This window comes from Streptomyces sp. Y7 (genome assembly GCF_043195415.1).
In the GTDB taxonomy this organism is placed as follows: Bacteria; Actinomycetota; Actinomycetes; order Streptomycetales; family Streptomycetaceae; genus Streptomyces.
This window is the reverse complement of record NZ_JBIDDQ010000029.1, coordinates 1-16667: the sequence shown is the minus strand read 5'-3', so window position 1 is coordinate 16667 and position 16667 is coordinate 1. Positions and strand designations below refer to the sequence as shown.

General features: G+C 72.0%; 13 protein-coding genes. 4 read left to right on the top strand and 9 right to left on the bottom strand.

Annotated elements, in window-relative coordinates; all coding sequences use genetic code 11:
* Positions 1-5: 5 nt before the first annotated feature.
* Entirely contained in the window at positions 6-446 is a 441-nt protein-coding gene (locus ACGFW6_RS38600; protein ID WP_393520872.1) for a VOC family protein, read from the bottom strand.
* Positions 447-792: 346 nt separating this feature from the next.
* Between ACGFW6_RS38600 and ettA the strand changes: the two genes are divergently transcribed.
* From ettA to ACGFW6_RS38585, 3 genes are read left to right on the top strand one after another with little or no spacing between them, the layout of a single operon-like run.
* Positions 793-2457 carry an energy-dependent translational throttle protein EttA gene (gene ettA / locus ACGFW6_RS38595; RefSeq protein ID WP_393520870.1) on the top strand — a complete coding sequence of 555 codons (1665 nt, stop codon included), beginning with the start codon at positions 793-795 and terminating at the stop codon, positions 2455-2457.
* Between the two features lie 6 nt (positions 2458-2463).
* A complete protein-coding gene (locus ACGFW6_RS38590) occupies positions 2464-2910 on the top strand; it encodes an acyl-CoA thioesterase (protein WP_393520868.1) in 447 nt (148 codons plus the stop codon).
* A complete protein-coding gene (locus ACGFW6_RS38585) occupies positions 2907-3575 on the top strand; it encodes a hypothetical protein (RefSeq protein WP_393520866.1) in 669 nt (222 codons plus the stop codon). Before ACGFW6_RS38590 ends, ACGFW6_RS38585 begins: the two co-directional genes overlap by 4 nt.
* 67 nt (positions 3576-3642) lie before the next feature.
* Here the strand turns inward: ACGFW6_RS38585 and ACGFW6_RS38580 are convergent, their stop codons facing one another.
* A complete protein-coding gene (locus ACGFW6_RS38580) occupies positions 3643-4056 on the bottom strand; it encodes a globin (protein ID WP_393520864.1) in 414 nt (137 codons plus the stop codon).
* A 183-nt stretch (positions 4057-4239) separates the two neighbouring features.
* On the opposite strand from ACGFW6_RS38580, the gene ACGFW6_RS38575 reads away from it, so the two are divergent.
* A complete protein-coding gene (locus tag ACGFW6_RS38575) occupies positions 4240-5226 on the top strand; it encodes a methyltransferase domain-containing protein (RefSeq protein ID WP_393520862.1) in 987 nt (328 codons plus the stop codon).
* Positions 5227-5295: 69 nt separating this feature from the next.
* Here ACGFW6_RS38575 and ACGFW6_RS38570 read toward each other — a convergent pair whose 3' ends face one another.
* The 7 genes from ACGFW6_RS38570 to ACGFW6_RS38540 form a co-directional block, all read right to left on the bottom strand.
* On the bottom strand, positions 5296-6798 hold the full coding sequence (locus ACGFW6_RS38570; RefSeq protein ID WP_393520860.1) for an FHA domain-containing protein: 1503 nt from the start codon (positions 6796-6798) through the stop codon (positions 5296-5298).
* Between the two features lie 92 nt (positions 6799-6890).
* Positions 6891-8240, bottom strand: coding sequence for a VWA domain-containing protein (locus ACGFW6_RS38565; protein WP_393520858.1), 1350 nt, complete (start codon positions 8238-8240; stop codon positions 6891-6893).
* A 97-nt stretch (positions 8241-8337) separates the two neighbouring features.
* A complete protein-coding gene (locus tag ACGFW6_RS38560) occupies positions 8338-9816 on the bottom strand; it encodes a PP2C family serine/threonine-protein phosphatase (protein WP_393520856.1) in 1479 nt (492 codons plus the stop codon).
* A 3-nt stretch (positions 9817-9819) separates the two neighbouring features.
* On the bottom strand, positions 9820-12366 hold the full coding sequence (locus ACGFW6_RS38555; protein ID WP_393520854.1) for a tetratricopeptide repeat protein: 2547 nt from the start codon (positions 12364-12366) through the stop codon (positions 9820-9822).
* Between the two features lie 22 nt (positions 12367-12388).
* On the bottom strand, positions 12389-13714 hold the full coding sequence (locus tag ACGFW6_RS38550; RefSeq protein ID WP_393520852.1) for a hypothetical protein: 1326 nt from the start codon (positions 13712-13714) through the stop codon (positions 12389-12391).
* Positions 13715-13778: 64 nt separating this feature from the next.
* Positions 13779-14759, bottom strand: coding sequence for a glutamate ABC transporter substrate-binding protein (locus tag ACGFW6_RS38545; RefSeq protein ID WP_393521020.1), 981 nt, complete (start codon positions 14757-14759; stop codon positions 13779-13781).
* 128 nt (positions 14760-14887) lie between these two features.
* Entirely contained in the window at positions 14888-16369 is a 1482-nt protein-coding gene (locus tag ACGFW6_RS38540; protein ID WP_393520850.1) for a hypothetical protein, read from the bottom strand.
* Positions 16370-16667 lie beyond the last annotated feature (298 nt).

The window sequence follows — 16667 nt, the reverse complement described above, 5'->3', positions numbered from 1 at the left end:
GTTTCTCAGCGCAGTTGCTCGGCCAGGCCGACGATGACGCCCTCCGGGCCGTAGACGTAGCAGAGGAGGTAGCTGTCCTCGAAGCGGGCGATCTCGCCGACGAGTTCGGCTCCGTGCGGGCGCAGGCGGGCGACGGTGTCCTCGATGTCGTCGACGGCGAACATGACGCGGTGGGTGCCCAGGATGTTGTGCGGCCGTTTGCGCGGCCCGGTGCCGATCGCCGTGGGGCTGCGGTACTTCGCCAGTTCGAGCCGGCTGTGACCGTCCGGGGTCCGGACCATCGCGATGTCGCAGTGGACGCCGTCGAGCCCGGTGCACTCGTCGGCGACGCGGCCCTCGACCTCCGTCCGGCCCTCCAGCTCCATACCGAGTTCCACGAAGAACGCGATGGCGGCATCCAGGTCCTCGACGACGATGCCGACGTTGTCCATCCGCTGAATCGCCATGCCGATCTCTCCTTCTTCCTCTTCTTCCTCCTGCGGCCGGTGGTGGCCGCTGATGTCCCTGGGACGGAGCCGGTGGCACGTTCTCGACATCCCCGGACCGCCGATCCCGGATGAATCCGCCGTCGCGCTCGGCGTCCGTGAAGCACGAGGTCAGCCGTCCGCGGGCCGCGCGAGGAAGGGCGAGGCGGGCCGGCGCGATCGGCGTTGACGGAGGAGCCGTCGCCGTCCACCGGGAAACCCCAGGTCAGGGCCGCTCAGTCATACGCGTTTCCCCCGAGGGGTGGCGATCCGGCAAGATGGGGTGTATCTGCCCACTGCCTGATTTCAAGCTGCCGGACGGTTTCTCTTGGCTGAGTACATCTACACCATGCGCAAGACGCGCAAGGCAATCGGCGACAAGGTCATCCTTGACGACGTCTCGCTGAACTTCCTGCCCGGCGCGAAGATCGGTGTGGTCGGCCCGAACGGTGCCGGTAAGTCGACCATCCTGAAGATCATGGCGGGGCTGGAGCAGCCGTCGAACGGTGACGCCTTCCTGTCGCCGGGGTACACCGTCGGCATCCTGATGCAGGAGCCCAAGCTCAACGAGGACAAGACCGTCCTGGAGAACGTCCAGGAGGGTGTCGCCGAGGTCAAGGGCAAGCTCGACCGGTTCAACGAGATCGCCGAGCTGATGGCCACCGACTACTCGGACGCGCTGCTCGACGAGATGGGCAAGCTCCAGGAGGAGCTCGACCACGCGAACGCCTGGGACCTCGACGCCCAGCTCGAGCAGGCCATGGACGCGCTCGGGTGCCCGCCCGGCGACTGGCCCGTCGTCAACCTCTCCGGCGGTGAGAAGCGCCGCGTCGCGCTCTGCAAGCTGCTGCTGGAGGCCCCCGACCTGCTGCTCCTCGACGAGCCCACCAACCACCTCGACGCCGAGTCGGTGAACTGGCTGGAGCAGCACCTCGCCAAGTACGAGGGCACCATCGTGGCCGTGACCCACGACCGGTACTTCCTCGACAACGTCGCCGGCTGGATCTGCGAGGTCGACCGCGGCCGTCTGCACGGCTACGAGGGCAACTACTCCAAGTACCTGGAGACCAAGCAGACCCGTCTCAAGGTCGAGGGCCAGAAGGATGCCAAGCGCGCCAAGCGCCTCAAGGAAGAACTCGAGTGGGTGCGGTCCAACGCCAAGGGGCGTCAGGCCAAGTCCAAGGCCCGTCTCGCCCGCTACGAGGAGATGGCGGCCGAGGCCGACAAGATGCGGAAGCTGGACTTCGAGGAGATCCAGATCCCGCCGGGCCCGCGGCTCGGCAACATCGTCGTCGAGGTCTCCAACCTCACCAAGGGCTTCGGCGACAAGGTCCTCATCGACGACCTCAGCTTCACCCTCCCGCGCAACGGCATCGTGGGCGTCATCGGCCCCAACGGCGCCGGCAAGACCACCCTGTTCAAGATGATCCAGGGTCTGGAGACCCCGGACTCCGGCGCCATCAAGGTCGGCGAGACCGTCAAGATCTCGTACGTCGACCAGAGCCGCGAGAACATCGACCCGAAGAAGACCCTGTGGGCCGTCGTCTCCGACGAGCTGGACTACATCAACGTGGGTCAGGTCGAGATGCCGTCGCGGGCGTACGTCTCCGCCTTCGGCTTCAAGGGCCCCGACCAGCAGAAGCCGGCCGGCGTCCTCTCCGGTGGTGAGCGCAACCGTCTGAACCTGGCGCTCACCCTCAAGCAGGGCGGCAACCTCCTGCTCCTCGACGAGCCGACGAACGACCTCGACGTCGAGACGCTGTCCTCCCTGGAGAACGCGCTGCTGGAGTTCCCGGGCGCGGCTGTGGTCGTCTCCCACGACCGGTGGTTCCTCGACCGCGTCGCCACGCACATCCTCGCCTACGAGGGTGACTCGAAGTGGTTCTGGTTCGAGGGCAACTTCGAGTCGTACGAGAAGAACAAGATCGAGCGACTCGGCCCGGACGCCGCCCGTCCGCACCGCGCCACCTACAAGAAGCTGACCCGGGGCTGATCGATCTTGCGCCACATCTACCGCTGCCCCCTGCGCTGGTCCGACATGGACGCGTACGGACACGTCAACAACGCGGTCTTCGTCCGCTACCTGGAGGAAGCCCGTATCGACTTCCTGTTCCGTCCGGAGAAGGACTTCCGGCAGGGGTCGGTGGTGGCGCGCCACGAGATCGACTACAAGAGGCAGCTCGTCCACCGGCACCACCCGGTGGACATCGAGCTGTGGATCACCGAGATCAGGGCCGCGTCCTTCACCATCACCTGTGAGGTGAAGGACGAGGACGTCGTCTACGTGCGGGCCTCGACGGTGGTCGTCCCGTTCGACTTCGAGGCCGAGCGGCCGCGACGCCTCACCGCGGAGGAGAAGGAGTTCCTCCGCGAGTACACGGACGACGAGCCCGGCACGGCCGGGAAAGCCGGCGGAACCGAAGAGGAGGAGGCCGTCGCCGCATGACGGTCCTCCACCTCGCCGACGAGGGGGAGGCGGCGGATCTCACGGCCTTCCTCTCCCGGCTGCTCCACTACGACCGCGGCGCCGCCGTCCGTCTCCAGGCGGCCGGCACCGCGCTCGCCGTCTTCGGGCGCCCGCCCTCCTTCGAGGTACTGGCCATCCGCGCGGTGCGCCTCGCGAAGCCGTACGAGAACGGCCTCGACGTCACGCTGGACGTGACCGTCTCCGCCGGTGAACTCCTGGAGTCCGTCGACGAGTCGGCGGCCACCGCCGGCGTGCCGGACGCGGTGACCGGGCCGCCGTGGGCCGGAGTGCTCCCGCCGCGCGGCGGATGGCGGCCGGTGCCGGGACTGCCCGCGCCGGACGCCCTGCGGACGATGATCGGCGCCGGTGTCGCGGAATTCCGCTCGCGCACACAGGAGTTGGCGGAGGAGCGGCGTACCCGCGCCGAACTCGACCGGATCGGCCGGGAGATCTGGTCCCGGACCGTCGGTGACACCCATCTGCCGGTGCGGGCCGTCCACGCGGCCCAGTCGCTCGGATTCCTGCGCGCCACCGGCGAGTTGGCGCTGCTGTCGTCGGGTGCGTGGCTGCGGCTGCGGACGCCGTACGGGTCGATCGCGGTACGACGGGCCGGCCTCGGCGCGCTCGACGTCAGCGTCCGCTGAGGGCCACGTCGCGCCCGCCGAGCCGTCCGCCGAAGGTCTCGCCGAGCAGGCGCTCGGGCCCGTCGGCTCAGGTCGCCGTGTTCACCATGGACGCCGCCGCGTACGTCAGGTAGTTCCACAGCGTCCGCTCGTGCTCCTCGGAGAGGCCGAGCTCGTCGACGGCGACCCGCATGTGCTTCAGCCAGGCGTCGTGCGCCGCGCGATCGACGGTGAAGGGGGCGTGACGCATCCGGAGGCGGGGGTGGCCGCGGTTCTCGCTGTACGTGGTCGGGCCGCCCCAGTACTGGATCAGGAAGAAGGTCAGGCGCTCCTCGGCCGGGCCCAGGTCCTCCTCGGGGTACATGGGCCGCAGCAGCGGATCCTCGGCGACACCCTCGTAGAAACGGTGGACGAGGCGGCGGAAGGTCTCCTCCCCGCCGACCTGCTCGTAGAAGGTCTGCTCCTGCAGTGTGCCGCGCCGAATCTCATTCACGTCGTCCATGGTCTCAGACGCGGGGACCGAGGACTCAAGGCTTAGGACCTGCCGACGGCGGCGGCCTGATCGCGGCGCCGGTTCGATCATGGCAGCGGCGGGATCACGGTGCCCGGGCGCCGCTGAGCGACTCGTTCCGGATCGTCCGGTCCTGTGCTCGCCTCGCACCGGCTCCCGCAGGACAGTGGACGTATGAGCGCGCACGCTCTCGACAGGGACCTGGAGGACCTCGCCACCTCGGCGCGGGCCGCACTGGTGCGTGAGATCGACACGAGCGGGGCATGGGCCGGCGACCCCGTGTGGCGGGAGGTCTTCGCCGCCGTCCCCCGGCATCTGTTCGTGCCCTACTACTACGTCGGGGCCGTCGGCGGCTACGAGCGGCGCTGGGGCCAGAGCCCGGACCCCGCCGCCCGCGAGCGCTGGGTGCGCGGCGCCTACGACGACACCCCGCTGGCCACCAGACTGCGCGACGGCGAGCTGCTCTCCTCCAGCAGCCAGCCCTCCCTGATGGCGATGATGCTGGTCGCCCTGGAGGTGGCCGAGGGCGACCGGGTCCTGGAGATCGGCGCGGGCACCGGCTACAACGCCGCCCTGCTGGCCCGCCGGCTCGGCGACGACGACCTCGTCACCACCATCGACCTGGAACCGGAGATCACCGAGTCGGCCCGACGGCATCTGGCGGCGGCCGGGTACCGCCCCGCCGTCGTCACCGGCGACGGCGCACGCGGCGTCCCCCAGCGCGCGCCCTTCGACCGCATCATCGCGACCTGCACCTTGTCGTCCATCCCGCGCGCCTGGCTCGCCCAGTGCCGCCCGGACGCCCGGATCCTGACCCCGCTCGCCACCGGCCTGGTCAGCCTCGCCGTACGGGACGCCGAGCACGCCGAGGGGCGCTTTCTGCACACCCCCGCCTACTTCGTGCCGCTGCGCGGCGGCAGCCGGAGCGAACCGGAGCTCCCGCACGTGGCCGGGTTGCCGCGCCGGGCCAGGGAGCACGAGCTGTTCCGCTTCCTGCTCGCCCTCACCCGCGGCAGCCTCGATCCGCAGGAGGCGTACACGCTGTGGGAGCACGAGGGACAGCCGCAGCGGGAGCGGTACGGGATCACGGTGCGCGGTGAGCACGAGTGGGCGTGGCTGGACGACCCCGAGGGACCGTACGCGTGGCCGCTGCCCGGCTGAGAACGCCGGGAGGGGCCGGTCGTACGGGCCGTCATCGCCCTACGACCGACCCCTCCCGGGTATCGAGAACTAGCCGCGCCGGATCGTGATCGTCGTCCAGGCGCCCACGTGCACCCGGTCGCCGTCCTGGAGCGGTACCGGCACGAAGGGCTGGATGGGCTCCTCGGAGCCGTTGACCGTCGTGCCGTTGGTGGAGTTCTGGTCGACGACCGCCCAGGTGCCGTCCGGCTGCTGGACCAGGACCGCGTGCTGGTGCGAGACGCCCGGGTCCTCCGGCGGTACCGCCAGGTCGATGTCGGGGGTGTCGCCGGTGGAGTGGCGGCGGCGGCCGATGGTGACCTGGTTGCCGGTGAGCGTGCGCTGCTGCTCGGGCGAGTACGCGGGCAGGTTCAGACCCGCGGCCTCGGGGCCGGAGCGCTGCATCATCGCCATGAAGTAGTCACGGTCCGGGCCGATGGTCGCCAGCCAGGTCGCCGGCTGCTGCTGGTAGCCGGGGCCGGGCGGCGGGGCCTGGTGCGCGCCGGGCTGCGGATAGCCGTAGCCGCCCTGCGGGGGAGCGCCGGGGGCACCCGGGCCGCCGGGGCCGGAGGACGGCGGGGAGATCACCCAGTCGTCGTCACCGCCGCCGAAGGACGGGCCGCCCTGCGGCGGACGGTTCGGGTCCTGTCCGAACCCGGGCGGGGCCGGCGGGGCGGACGGGCCGGGGCCGGCCGGCTGGAACGCCTGCGGGGCGCCGCCGGTCGCACCGGGACCACCGGGCGGGGGCGGCATGGGCCGCGAGGGGTCGCCGCCGAAGGCGGAGGGGGCGTTCATGCCGGGGCCACCAGGGCCACCGGGGCCGCCTGGGCCCTGACCCGGGAAACCTTGGCCGCCGGGAGCGCCCTGACCACCGGGGCCGCCTGGGCCCTGACCCGGGAAACCCGGGCCGCCGGGAGCGCCGGGGCCACCCGGACCGCCCGGTGCGCCGGGGTTGGTGCCGCCCGGACCGCCGGGGCCACCGAAGGGGCCGGGACCGCCCTGGCCGCCGGGACCGCCAGGTCCCTGGCCCGGGCCACCCGGAGCGTGCGGGTCCCCGCCGAACGGCGGGATCGGCTCCGCCGGCCGGTTCACCTGGGACGGGCGCGAGCCCTGGTACTCGTAGGAGTCACCGCCGCCGAACGACGGCGGGGGACCCGACTGCTGCTGGAAGTGGGACGGCAGACCCGGGCCGCCGGGCGCCGGCGGACGCGGGGACGCGGGCGTGTACGACGTCGCCGTGTTGGTCAGGAAGTTCCACCGGCACTCCTCACAGAACGGCGCACCGCCCTCACGGGGCGTACGGCACTGCGGGCAGAGCTCCGGCTCCCGGCCACCGGGCATGGGCGGCGGGCCGCCCTGCTGACCGATGTTCGGACCACCGGACGGACCGCCGGGTCCGGGACCACCGGGTCCGCCGGGCGGCGGGAAGCCGTAGCCACCGCTGGGCGGGGGCGGAGGCGGAGGGGGCGGAGGTACGGCACCGGCCATGCGGTGACCGCAGACCTCGCACCAGTCGTCGGAACCCGACTGGTGTCCGTTCGGGCAGGTCGGCATGTCGGCGCTTCCCCCTCTCCTTTCCGGTCGCTCTCGACCGGATTTCTCCAACCCCGAGGGGCCAGGCTCGATCTTTTCCGGGTCCTGCTAGGTCACTTCTTTACACGAACAGTCTTTGTGGACCGTGTCTCGAGAGTCATCTCGTCGGCCTCCGCGACCTTCGCCTTCAGTCGCACAGTACCCGCCGCGGCGTCGACCACGTCCACCACCTTCGCAAGGAGTTTCGCCGTATCGGCATTTCCGGAGGCGCTGGCGAGCTGAACGGCGCGGCCGAGTTTGGCCGTTGCTCCATCCATATCGCCCGCTTTGCGAAGATCGAGACCTTGTTGGATGGCTTGTGCCAGTTCGGCCTGGCCGGTGTAGTGGGCGACTTGAGGGTTGATCGACGTCGAGGCGACCATGTCGTCGGTCCATACGGCCCGTACCAGACCCTGGGCGCCCAGGTTGTGCGCGCTGCCTCCCCCGGGTTGCGGGACGACCAGCGAGACCCGGGCGGCGAGCATCTCCTGGCCCAGGCCGGCAGCCGGGACCTCGACGCAGACGTGGTAATCACGGGACTCGTCGCCCCAGGAACCCGTGGGGTAGTCCCCGGCGCGCGGGCCGGCCTCGGTGCGGCGGTCGGTCAACTCCTCGACCGTGGGCGCGACCTGCTTGACGAACTTGATGGTCGTGCCGACCGGTGTCCACAGCCGCAGGGCGACGTCCGCGACCTCCTTGCCCATCGCCGTCTCCATCATCTGCGTGAAGTCGGCGGCGAGACCGGCCGGATCGGCGACGATGTCGGCGCTGCCGAGCAGTGCCGAGGCGATTGCTGTGACTTCTTTCACTTCCCAGTCCGTGCCCACGCCACGGGCGTCACAGGTGAACCGTCCGGCGCAGGAGTCCAGAGCCGCCTTCAGGTCCTCCGGCGACTCGTGTTCGTTGCGGCCGTCGGTGAGCAGGATGCCGTGCCGGATGGCGACGTCGGCGGAGGACAGCAGCCGGTCGGCGAGGCGCAGCCAGGTGCCGATCGCCGTGCCGCCGCCCGCGCTGAGCCGCCGTAGTGCCTGTTTGGCCTGGTCGCGGGTGGTGGCGTCGGCCACGGCGAGGCGTCCGCCGCCGGGATACACCTCCTTGGCCACGTGGGTGCCGCCGATCACGGCGAAGTGCACACCGTCGCGCAGGGTGTCGATCGCCGCGGCCGTGGCGTCGCGGGCGTTGCGCATCTTGGTCGGGGGATAGTCCATCGACCCCGAGCAGTCCACCATGATCGCCACGGCGGCGGACGGGCCCTGCCCCGGCGTGTAGAGATGGGGCGCGGCGACCGCGCTGCCCACCGTGCCGCCTCCGGTCGCGGTCACCGTGACGATCGCGTTGACGTCCCGGCCGCCCTCCGGCAGGTACTCGTTCTGGTACACGTCCACCGAGAACTGCGGCACATTCGATTTCGAGAAATTGGCCATACGTTCTCAAATCCCCCTAAAGAACCCCGTGGTGGGGCCATGGCTGTCGACGGACCGGTCCCCTCCGGTCCGATGAGGCCGTCCCCGCAGCAGGGCCTCAGGCCGATCCTGCCCCCATCGGGGGTGCCGGGAACGGCAGGACGGCCACTGTTACGTTGTCGTGGCCCCCACCGTCGAGTGCGTGCCCGACGAGCACCTGGGCGCTGTGCAGGGGGCGCGCGGCGGCGTCGAGGGGGACGACCTCGGCCATGTGCTCGGCCGCCTCCGCGTAGTTCCACAGGCCGTCCGTGCACACCACCACCACACCAGGCCGGTCCGGCTTGAAGGAAGCGGTGTGCGGCTCCAGTTCGTAGGCGTCCGCGCCGAGCCAGCCGGTGATCGCGTGGGCGCGCTCGTCGGCGTACGCCTCGGCCTCGTTCATCAGGCCCGCGGCGACCATCTGCGCGGCCCAGGAGTCGTCCTCGGTGAGCCGGGCCGGCGGAGTGCCGCGGTCCACCGGGACCCAGTATGCGCGGCTGTCGCCGACCCAGCCGACGATCAGCAGCTCGGGCGTCACCACGGAGCCGACGAACGTGCAGGCGGGTGCGTTCTGGTGCGGGGCCTGCTCACGGGCCGTGGCGGGCTCGGCGGCCAGCGCGTTGACCGCGTTGGAGGCGGCGACGATCGCGTCGTGCATGGCCTGCTGGGGGTGGGTGCCGCGCGGCAGGGCGGCCAGCAGCGACTCGCTCGCGGCCCGGGACGCGGCCAACGAGGCGTCGTCCGGGCGGGTCGCCGAGGAGACGCCGTCACAGACGATCGCCACGACCGCGGGCCGGCCGTCGGGCAGCGCGGTGCAGCCGACGGCGAACGCGTCCTCGTTGCGGTGGTGGCGCAGACCCCGGTCGCTGACGGCGGCGACGGGGCCCGCGTCCTGCTCCATGTGGTCGCGCTCGCGCGGCTGCGCGTGCCCGCAGTTCTCGCAGTAGCCGTCGTGGTCGACACGGCCCGCACGGCACGCCACACACACCTTGGTGCCCTCCGGCGGGGTCGGCAGGTCGGCCGAGACCCGCGGGTCGGGCGCCTGCAAGGGGTAGTCGTCGGGCTCCGGCGGCCGGTCGAACCGCACGCCGGAGGCCGTGGACACGGGGGAGCCGGTCGGGGCGGGGACGGCGGCGGGGGCCTGCGGGGGCAACGGTCCCGCGTGGCCGCCCGGGGCAGGGATGCCGGGGTGGCCCTGCGGCGCCTCGGGAGCGCTCGCGGGTGGCGGCACCGGTCCGGGCGGCGGCGGTGCCTGCGGGGGCGGGGGAGTGCCCGGGGGCAGCGCGGGGCCGCCGTGGTCCGTGCCCGTCGGGTCCGCCGGCAGATGCGCGGGCGCCGGGACGGCGGGGCCCTCCGGGGCGGGAGCCGCGGGCCAGTCCGCGCCGGCCGCACCCGGCGCGGGGGGCGGCACCGAGCCGTTCAGGGCGATGGTGGGGTGGTCGTCCGGCCGTACGGGCACGGTGGACAGGTCGTATCCACACGCACCGCAGAAACGGTCACCCGACTCGAGCGGCCATTCGCAGCTCGGGCAGGCGGACAACTGGGGCATCTGCGACATCAACTACACCCACGTCCGGGGGCGGTAACGGTTGGCACGTTCCACCAGGTCGATCCTCTCCTCGCCGCCCCGCGCGAGACGGGCCAGCATGCGGTACGAACGCTCCAGACCGAAACGCAGTCCCCGCTCGTCCAGGCCGCTGCCGAGCAGCGTCCGTCCTCCGGCGGCGCCAGGGGCGGAACCCTGGCCCCCGGAGAGTATCCAGTCCAGCGCGCAGCCGAGGACTTCCGTCGACAACTGCTCCCGGCGCGCCGGGTCCAGGCCGTACGCGTCGAGCGCCTCGACCTGCCCCGCGGCGGCGGTCAGGTCGTCCAGGAACGGTACGTCGGAGGCGACCGCCGTGCGTTGACGCAGCCGGGCGCGGACCGCCGCCACCCGTGCGGCCGTGTAGTGGATGGAACTCTCCGGCACCGACTCCAGAGTCCGCACGGCGCTGCGGCGGTCACCGGTCGCCAGCTGGACGCGCGCCAGACCGAAGGCGGCGCTCACATAGCTGGGGTCGGTGGACCACACCAGGCGGTAGTACTCGGCGGCGTTGTCCAGCTGGCCCAGCACCTCCGCGCACAGGCCGAGGGCCAGCTTCGGGGCGGGCTCGCCGGGGAAGGCGTCGTAGATCGCGTCGAAGGCGAGCGCGGCGCCCTCGTGGTCGCCGGTGACGAGGGCGGCCACGCCCCGGTACCAGACCACCCGCCAGTCGTCGGGCCGCTCGTCCTCCAGCTTCAGCAGTGCCTCGTGCGCCGTGCCGGTGTCGCCGTTCTCCAGCCAGGCCCGCACCTGCCTCAGCCGGGTCTCGGTCGACGGCGCGGGGGCGGCGGCGAGGGCACCCAGCAGCTCGGCCGCCGCGGTGGTCATCAGACCCGCGAGGAAACCGGCGTTGGGATCGGAGGCGTCGACGTGCGGGACGGGCAGCGCGAGGGCCGCCACGGGAGCGCCGACGGGCTTGACGATGCCGGAGGAACCGGCAGTGTGCACGGCGCTCGCGGCCCCCGGCCGTCCGTTGCCCGCCACCGCGGACGAGCCGGCCGTGAGCTCCTCGCCGGCGGGCGCCACACGTGCCCCGAGCCGCGAGACCTCCCCGTCCAGCTTCGGGAACAACTCCGTGTCCGTCACCCGCACTTCGGGCCCGAACAGCGTCGACAGCGACGGCCTCGCCCGGCCCGTCTGCAACGACACGACCTCGCGCAGCACGCCCGTCAGCTGCTCCGTCATCTCCTGCGCGGACGCGAAACGGCGGGCCGGGTCGGGGTCGGTGGCACGGACCAGGAGGCGGTAGAAGGACTCGTACTGGCGGAAGACCTCGATGTGGTCGGGGTCGGGCAGCGAGTCGACGTAGACGTTCGTGTAGCCCTGGAAGTCGAAGGACAGCACGGCCAGGGTGCGCGCGACCGTGTAGAGGTCGGAGGCGACCGAGGGGCCGACGTCGGCGACCTCCGGAGCCTGGTAGCCCACCGTGCCGTAGATGGCCGACTCGTCGTCGTCCATCCTGCGCACCGCGCCCATGTCTATGAGCTTGAGCTGGTCCTCGGTCTGGATGGCGTTGTCGACCTTGAAGTCGCAGTACAGGAGGTTGCGGTTGTGCAGATGGCCGAGCGCCTCCAGGGCCTCGATGCCGTACGCGCACGCCTGCTCCACGGGCAGCGGATCACGCCGGCCCGTCTCCGTGCGGCGGGCGTTCGCGATCTCCTTCAGGGACTTGCCGCCGACGTACTCCATGACGATGTAGCCGTCCAGGGAGCCGGTGCGCTGGTCCAGGTGCTCGACGAAGTTGTAGATCCGCACGATGTTGGCGTGCTCGATCTCCGCGAGGAAGCGCCGCTCGGAGATCGCCGCCGCCATCGCGTCCTGGTCGCCGGTGTCCAGCAGGCCCTTGAGGACCACCCAGCGGTCGGAGACCGCGCGGTCCACGGCGAGATAGACCCAGCCGAGCCCGCCGTGCGCCAGACAGCCCACGACCTCGTACTGGCCGTGCACGATGTCGCCGGACTTCAGCTTCGGGACGAACGAATACGGGTGCCCGCACTTCGTGCAGAAGCCCTCGGTGCGCCCCGGGCGTTCCCCGCGGGCCCTGCCGACGGGCCCGCCGCAGTCCGAACGCGAGCAGAACCGCTTGCGCTCGGGCACCTCCGGGTTCTCCAGCACCATCGCGCGCGGATCGGGCCGCGGCACGTCGGGGACCTGGACCAGGCCGACGCCGAGCCGGCCGCGCCCGCTGGAGCCCGTGCTCGAACCGGAGCTGCGCACCGACACCGAGCGGCCCGTGGAACGGCCCGACAGCGAGCGCGACAGCCGTCCCGACACCGAGCGCCGGGACTTCGACGACTGCGACGACGTACGGGAACTGCCGCGGCCGGTGGAGCGGGAGCTGCCGCTGCCCGCCGAGCCGCGCGCCCCCTTGCCGCCGGTCATCCCGGTGGGCGGCGAACCGACCATGCCGGACGCGGACACGACCGGGGCCAGGCCGCAGGTGTCGCAGTACAGCTCGCCGCCGCCCATGTCCTCGTACGTACCGTCGCAGTCCGGCCGCTGACAGCTGCGCTGTGCCTGACTCATGACGACGACTCCCCCCTGTCCTTCATGACCCCCCGCGATCCTCGGGCTCGCGCGGTCCCGGTACCCGGCCGCCGCCGAGCAGGTCGGCCGCCGCGTGCTGGTAGCGCAGGACCGCCTGTTCCGCGACCCGCAGGTCGCAGGGGGCGCTCCACAGCATGCGGCGGGCCGCGTCGTACCGCTCGATGAGGAACGGGTCCTCCGCGAGGCCGTGCCGGGCGACCTTCGCCTTGTACGCGTCGAGGCGGCCGCGCAGTTCCGCGCGGACCGCCAGGGGCGCGGTGACCGCGGTCAACGACTCGCGGGCGCGCAGCAGTTCGTCCTCCGCCTTCTGCTCCAGGGACTCCAGGAGCGGGGACAGGCGGTGCCACTGGGCCTGTCTGCGGTACTCGGCGGCCGTCGCCAGCTGCTCCTGGAGCACGGTCGGCGGGCCGCTGACGACCGGCACCTCCGTGGCGGCGATCTTCGCCAGCACCTCGCCGCGCGCGGTGCGGGCCTCGGCGAGCGTACGGTCCGCGCGCGAGAGCACGTCGCGCAGCTTGACCAGCCGCTGCTCGGCATCCTGGCGGACCGTCAGTACGGCGTCGATCTCACGCCGTACGTCCTCCAGGGCTCGCGCCTCGCGGTCGTAGACCGTGGTGTCCGGCCTGCCGCCGCCCGGCGCCGAACTCCCCTGCGCCCGGACCCAGTACGCGAGCGGGTCGGACACCACCTGCGCGCGCAGATGGGTGAGCGTGCGCGTGATGCGTTCCAGGTCGTCGCCCGCCGGGTGCTCGCCCGGCCGCACCCCCACGGAGTGGGCGAGCCGGCGGGTGCGCTGGAGCTCCGCGGCGAGTAAATCGATCCGGGCCGGCAGCGCCGACCACACCGCGTCCGCCGCGACCACCATGTCCAGCGAGGTCGCGTACAGCTCGTTCATCCGGTCCACCAGCGTGACCAGCGAGAACTGCTCGCTGAGCTTGCTCGCGGAACCCTGGAGCGTCGGGGCGGCCGCCGTCGCCGCCGCCGAACCCGCGACGGTCACCGACTCGCCCCGCAGCAGCTCCGTCAGCTCCACCAGGTCCTCCCGGCTGGACCAGCGGCGACGGGAGCGGATGTCGCGGGCGGAGCGCAACGCGTCGGTGTACGCGTCGAAGTACGCCCACAGCAGCGTGATCGACGCCTCCGCCGCGCTCCAGCGCTCCCTGGTCACGCCCGTGAGTTCGGCGCCCTCCAGAAGTCTGCGGCCCGCGTGGTCCTGAAGGGCGAGCAGCGAGGTCTCGATCGCCTCGTGCTCCGCGCCGAGCCGCGCCAGCGCACGGTCCACCTCGTCCCGGTCCATCACCGGCCCGGCGGGGTCCGTGACGCCCATCGATCACCTCTCGCTGCGTTGTGGTTCGTCGTCTGCTGCCGTATGTCCGTCAGTTGATGATCGGCTACTTGTACTCCGCCTCGGGAGGGGTCGCCGACGCCGACTTCTTGTCGCCCTGGTCCATGGTCGGGTGGAGCCACTTCTCGTACGACGCCTCCCAGCCACCGTCCTTGACGTAGTTCTCCAGGGTCCGGTTGACCTGGCGTACCAGATCGTCCGAGCCCAGTTTCATCGCCACGCCGTAGTACTCGTCCGTGAACAGGCTGCCCTTGAGCTCCACCGTCGGATCCTGTGCCGCCTGACTCGCCGCGAGCGCGCCGTCCGTGACGACCGCGTCGACGTCGCCGAGCTGCAACTTCACCAGGCAGTCGAGCTGGTTGGGGACGGTGGTGCTGATGTCGGTGGACGCCGGAAGATCGCCGTTCTTCCGGCCCGCCTCGAGGTTGTCGTACGCGGTGGAGCCCTCCGCCGAGCACACCTCGCGGCCCGCCAGGGACTTGTCGAACCCGGTGATCGTCGAGGTCTTGGGGGCCAGGACCTGCTGGCCGGTGACGAAGTACGGGGCGGAGAAGGCGACTTGGCCGATGCGGTCGCAGTTGATCGTCATGGTGCGCACCACCATGTCGACCTCGCCCTTCTGGATCGCCTCGATACGGCGGCTGGTCGGGATCGCCTTGAACTGCACGGCGTCACGGTCGCCGAGGATGTCCTCGGCGATGCGGTGGACCAGGTCGATGTCGAAGCCCTCCAGCTCGCCGGAGGGGTTGTTCGGGTCGAGGTAGCCCCAGCGGTAGCTGTTGGTGTCGACGCCGACGATCAGACGCCGGTCCTCGCGGTCCTTGATGGCGTCCAGGACCGGGGACTTGCCGTCGCCGCCCGACGGTGACAGGGACTGGTCCTCGGGGTTCTCGCACTCCTCGGCCCTCACCTGGCTGCCGTGGGCGAGGCCCCGGCCCGCGCCCGAGGCGCCCCCGGGGCCGCCCTGCTGCTGGGACAGCGGGAGCAGCAGCGCGAAGGCCAGCGCCAGCGCGCAGACGACGGCCATCGCGCCCACTCCGCCCCAGCCGCGCACGCCGGCCCGCAGACGGCGCCATACGCCGGCCGCGCCCCGGGGGTGGACCGGGGTGCCGCCTGCGTTCGTCGTGCCGCGTGCGTTCATCGTCGTGCCCCCTCTCACCGGTACTCCGAAAGCCTGCGGCCGATGCCGAGGACCGCGCCGGCCGCGCCCAGGACCGCGAGGACCGCCGCGCCGGTCGGCAGGCCGGTCAGCGAGTCACGACCGTCGCTCGCGGCCTGTCTGAACTCGGTCTGCTCGTGCGTGAGCGCCGTCGCCAGGGCCTTGTCCACGTTGTCGAAGCACACGCTCGTCGGCTCCTTCGCGGCGCCGATGACGCGGTCGCGGGCGGCCTGGTAGTTGCCCGAGTCGTTGTCCTCGCGGGCCAGGCCGTGGCGGTCCTTCCAGACCTTCATGAAGCCGTTCGCGTCCCGCACCGGCTTCCTGCCCGCCGTGTCGTCGGCCAGGTCCTCGGCCCGGACGAGTGCCTTGGCGAGGGCGTCGATCTCCTTGTCGTAACCCCACTCGTACGCGTCGACGACCTTGTCGTCGGGGAGCGTCCTGGTGTCCGCGCCGCGGCGGACCAGCGTGAGGTTCTCGTCGCTGCGGGCCGTGAGGGAGGCGATACGGGCCTCGTGCAGGACGTTCAGGGAGCGGACGCCGTGGTCGTAGGAGTCGGTCAGTCCCGAGCGGGCGACGACGTGTCCCACGGCGAGCCACAGCAGGACGATCGTGGAGGCGGCCGTGGCGGTGACCAGGCCGTGGTTCAGGACCCTGTTCGTACGGCGGTAGTTGCGGCGCTGGGCCCAGACGAGCGCCGCGAGGGCCAGGACGCCCAGGCCGGCCGCCGCCCACGGGAAGGACTTCGCGTCCGCGTAGTCCTCGCGCAGGCGTTCGTTCTCCGTCTCGTGGAGCTTCTGCGCCGCCGGGAGCATGCGCTGCTGCATCATCTCGTTCGCGGCGCGCAGGTAGGCGCCGCCGACGGGGAAGCCCTGGCGGTTGTTGGCCCGTGCCGTCTCCACCAGGCCCTTGTACTCCGGGAGGAGTCTGCTCAGTTCGGCGATCGTCTTCGCCGAGGTGGAGCCGGACTCGGAGTTGGCCGCCGCGGTGACGAGTTTGGCGGCGGCCGTGCGGATGTCGCGCTCGTAGCCCTCGCGCATGGCCGGCTTCTCCTGGAGGCCGGCGAGGTAGCCGCTGGCCGCCGCGGTGTTGGCGTCCGCCAGGGAGCGGTAGATGTCGGCCGCGTCGGAGGTGAGGGGCTGGCTGCGGTTGAGGACGTCGTCGGCGGCGGCGGCGCGATCGGTCATCTGCCAGGCGGCGATGGAGCCGAAGGCCACGACGAGGAGGGCGAGGAGGGCGCCGATGATGCGCAGGCGGCCGGGTTCGGTGGTGGCGGCGGCGCGGAGTTGGTCGAAGCCCTCGGCGAAGGCGGTGCGGCGGGGGGTGGTGGGGGGTGCCGGGGGTGGTGTGGGTGTTGCGGGTGGTGTGGGCGTGGGGGAGTGTGTGGGGTGGTGCTGTTGTGGGGGGACGGACGGCATGGTGGGTGCGCCTGGTGCCGGGGTGTTTCCCGGTGGTGCGCTGCTGTTCGGCGTCTGTGTCACTGCTGACCTCCCCCGTGGTCATCCGTCGCCGCAAGTATCGCTGCCGGGGCTGACATTCGCACCGGGCTTGGCTGGATCTTGATCGGATCGCAGTGTGGGTGCGGGACGTCGGCACCCCTGAAGCACGCCCCGCACCACCCCCTGCCCATGAATACGCCGTGGGAATCTGTTCGGTTCCAGGTTCGGGGTTCGGGGGTGTGCGTCTTTGCCTGCGGCGCCTGTGCGGGGGCGGTGGGGGCTTGTGTAGCGCCTGCGGGGTGGGGGGTGGGTCGGGGGGGGGGGGGGGGGGGGGGGGGGG

Coding starts and splice junctions, on each gene's coding strand:
- ACGFW6_RS38600 (WP_393520872.1), bottom strand. CDS start 446: ATGGCGATTCAGCGGATGGACAACGTCGGCATCGTCGTCGAGGACCTG.
- ACGFW6_RS38585 (WP_393520866.1), top strand. CDS start 2,907: ATGACGGTCCTCCACCTCGCCGACGAGGGGGAGGCGGCGGATCTCACG.
- ACGFW6_RS38580 (WP_393520864.1), bottom strand. CDS start 4,056: ATGGACGACGTGAATGAGATTCGGCGCGGCACACTGCAGGAGCAGACC.
- ACGFW6_RS38575 (WP_393520862.1), top strand. CDS start 4,240: ATGAGCGCGCACGCTCTCGACAGGGACCTGGAGGACCTCGCCACCTCG.
- ACGFW6_RS38570 (WP_393520860.1), bottom strand. CDS start 6,798: ATGCCGACCTGCCCGAACGGACACCAGTCGGGTTCCGACGACTGGTGC.
- ACGFW6_RS38565 (WP_393520858.1), bottom strand. CDS start 8,240: ATGGCCAATTTCTCGAAATCGAATGTGCCGCAGTTCTCGGTGGACGTG.
- ACGFW6_RS38560 (WP_393520856.1), bottom strand. CDS start 9,816: ATGTCGCAGATGCCCCAGTTGTCCGCCTGCCCGAGCTGCGAATGGCCG.
- ACGFW6_RS38555 (WP_393520854.1), bottom strand. CDS start 12,366: ATGAGTCAGGCACAGCGCAGCTGTCAGCGGCCGGACTGCGACGGTACG.
- ACGFW6_RS38550 (WP_393520852.1), bottom strand. CDS start 13,714: ATGGGCGTCACGGACCCCGCCGGGCCGGTGATGGACCGGGACGAGGTG.
- ACGFW6_RS38545 (WP_393521020.1), bottom strand. CDS start 14,759: ATGGCCGTCGTCTGCGCGCTGGCGCTGGCCTTCGCGCTGCTGCTCCCG.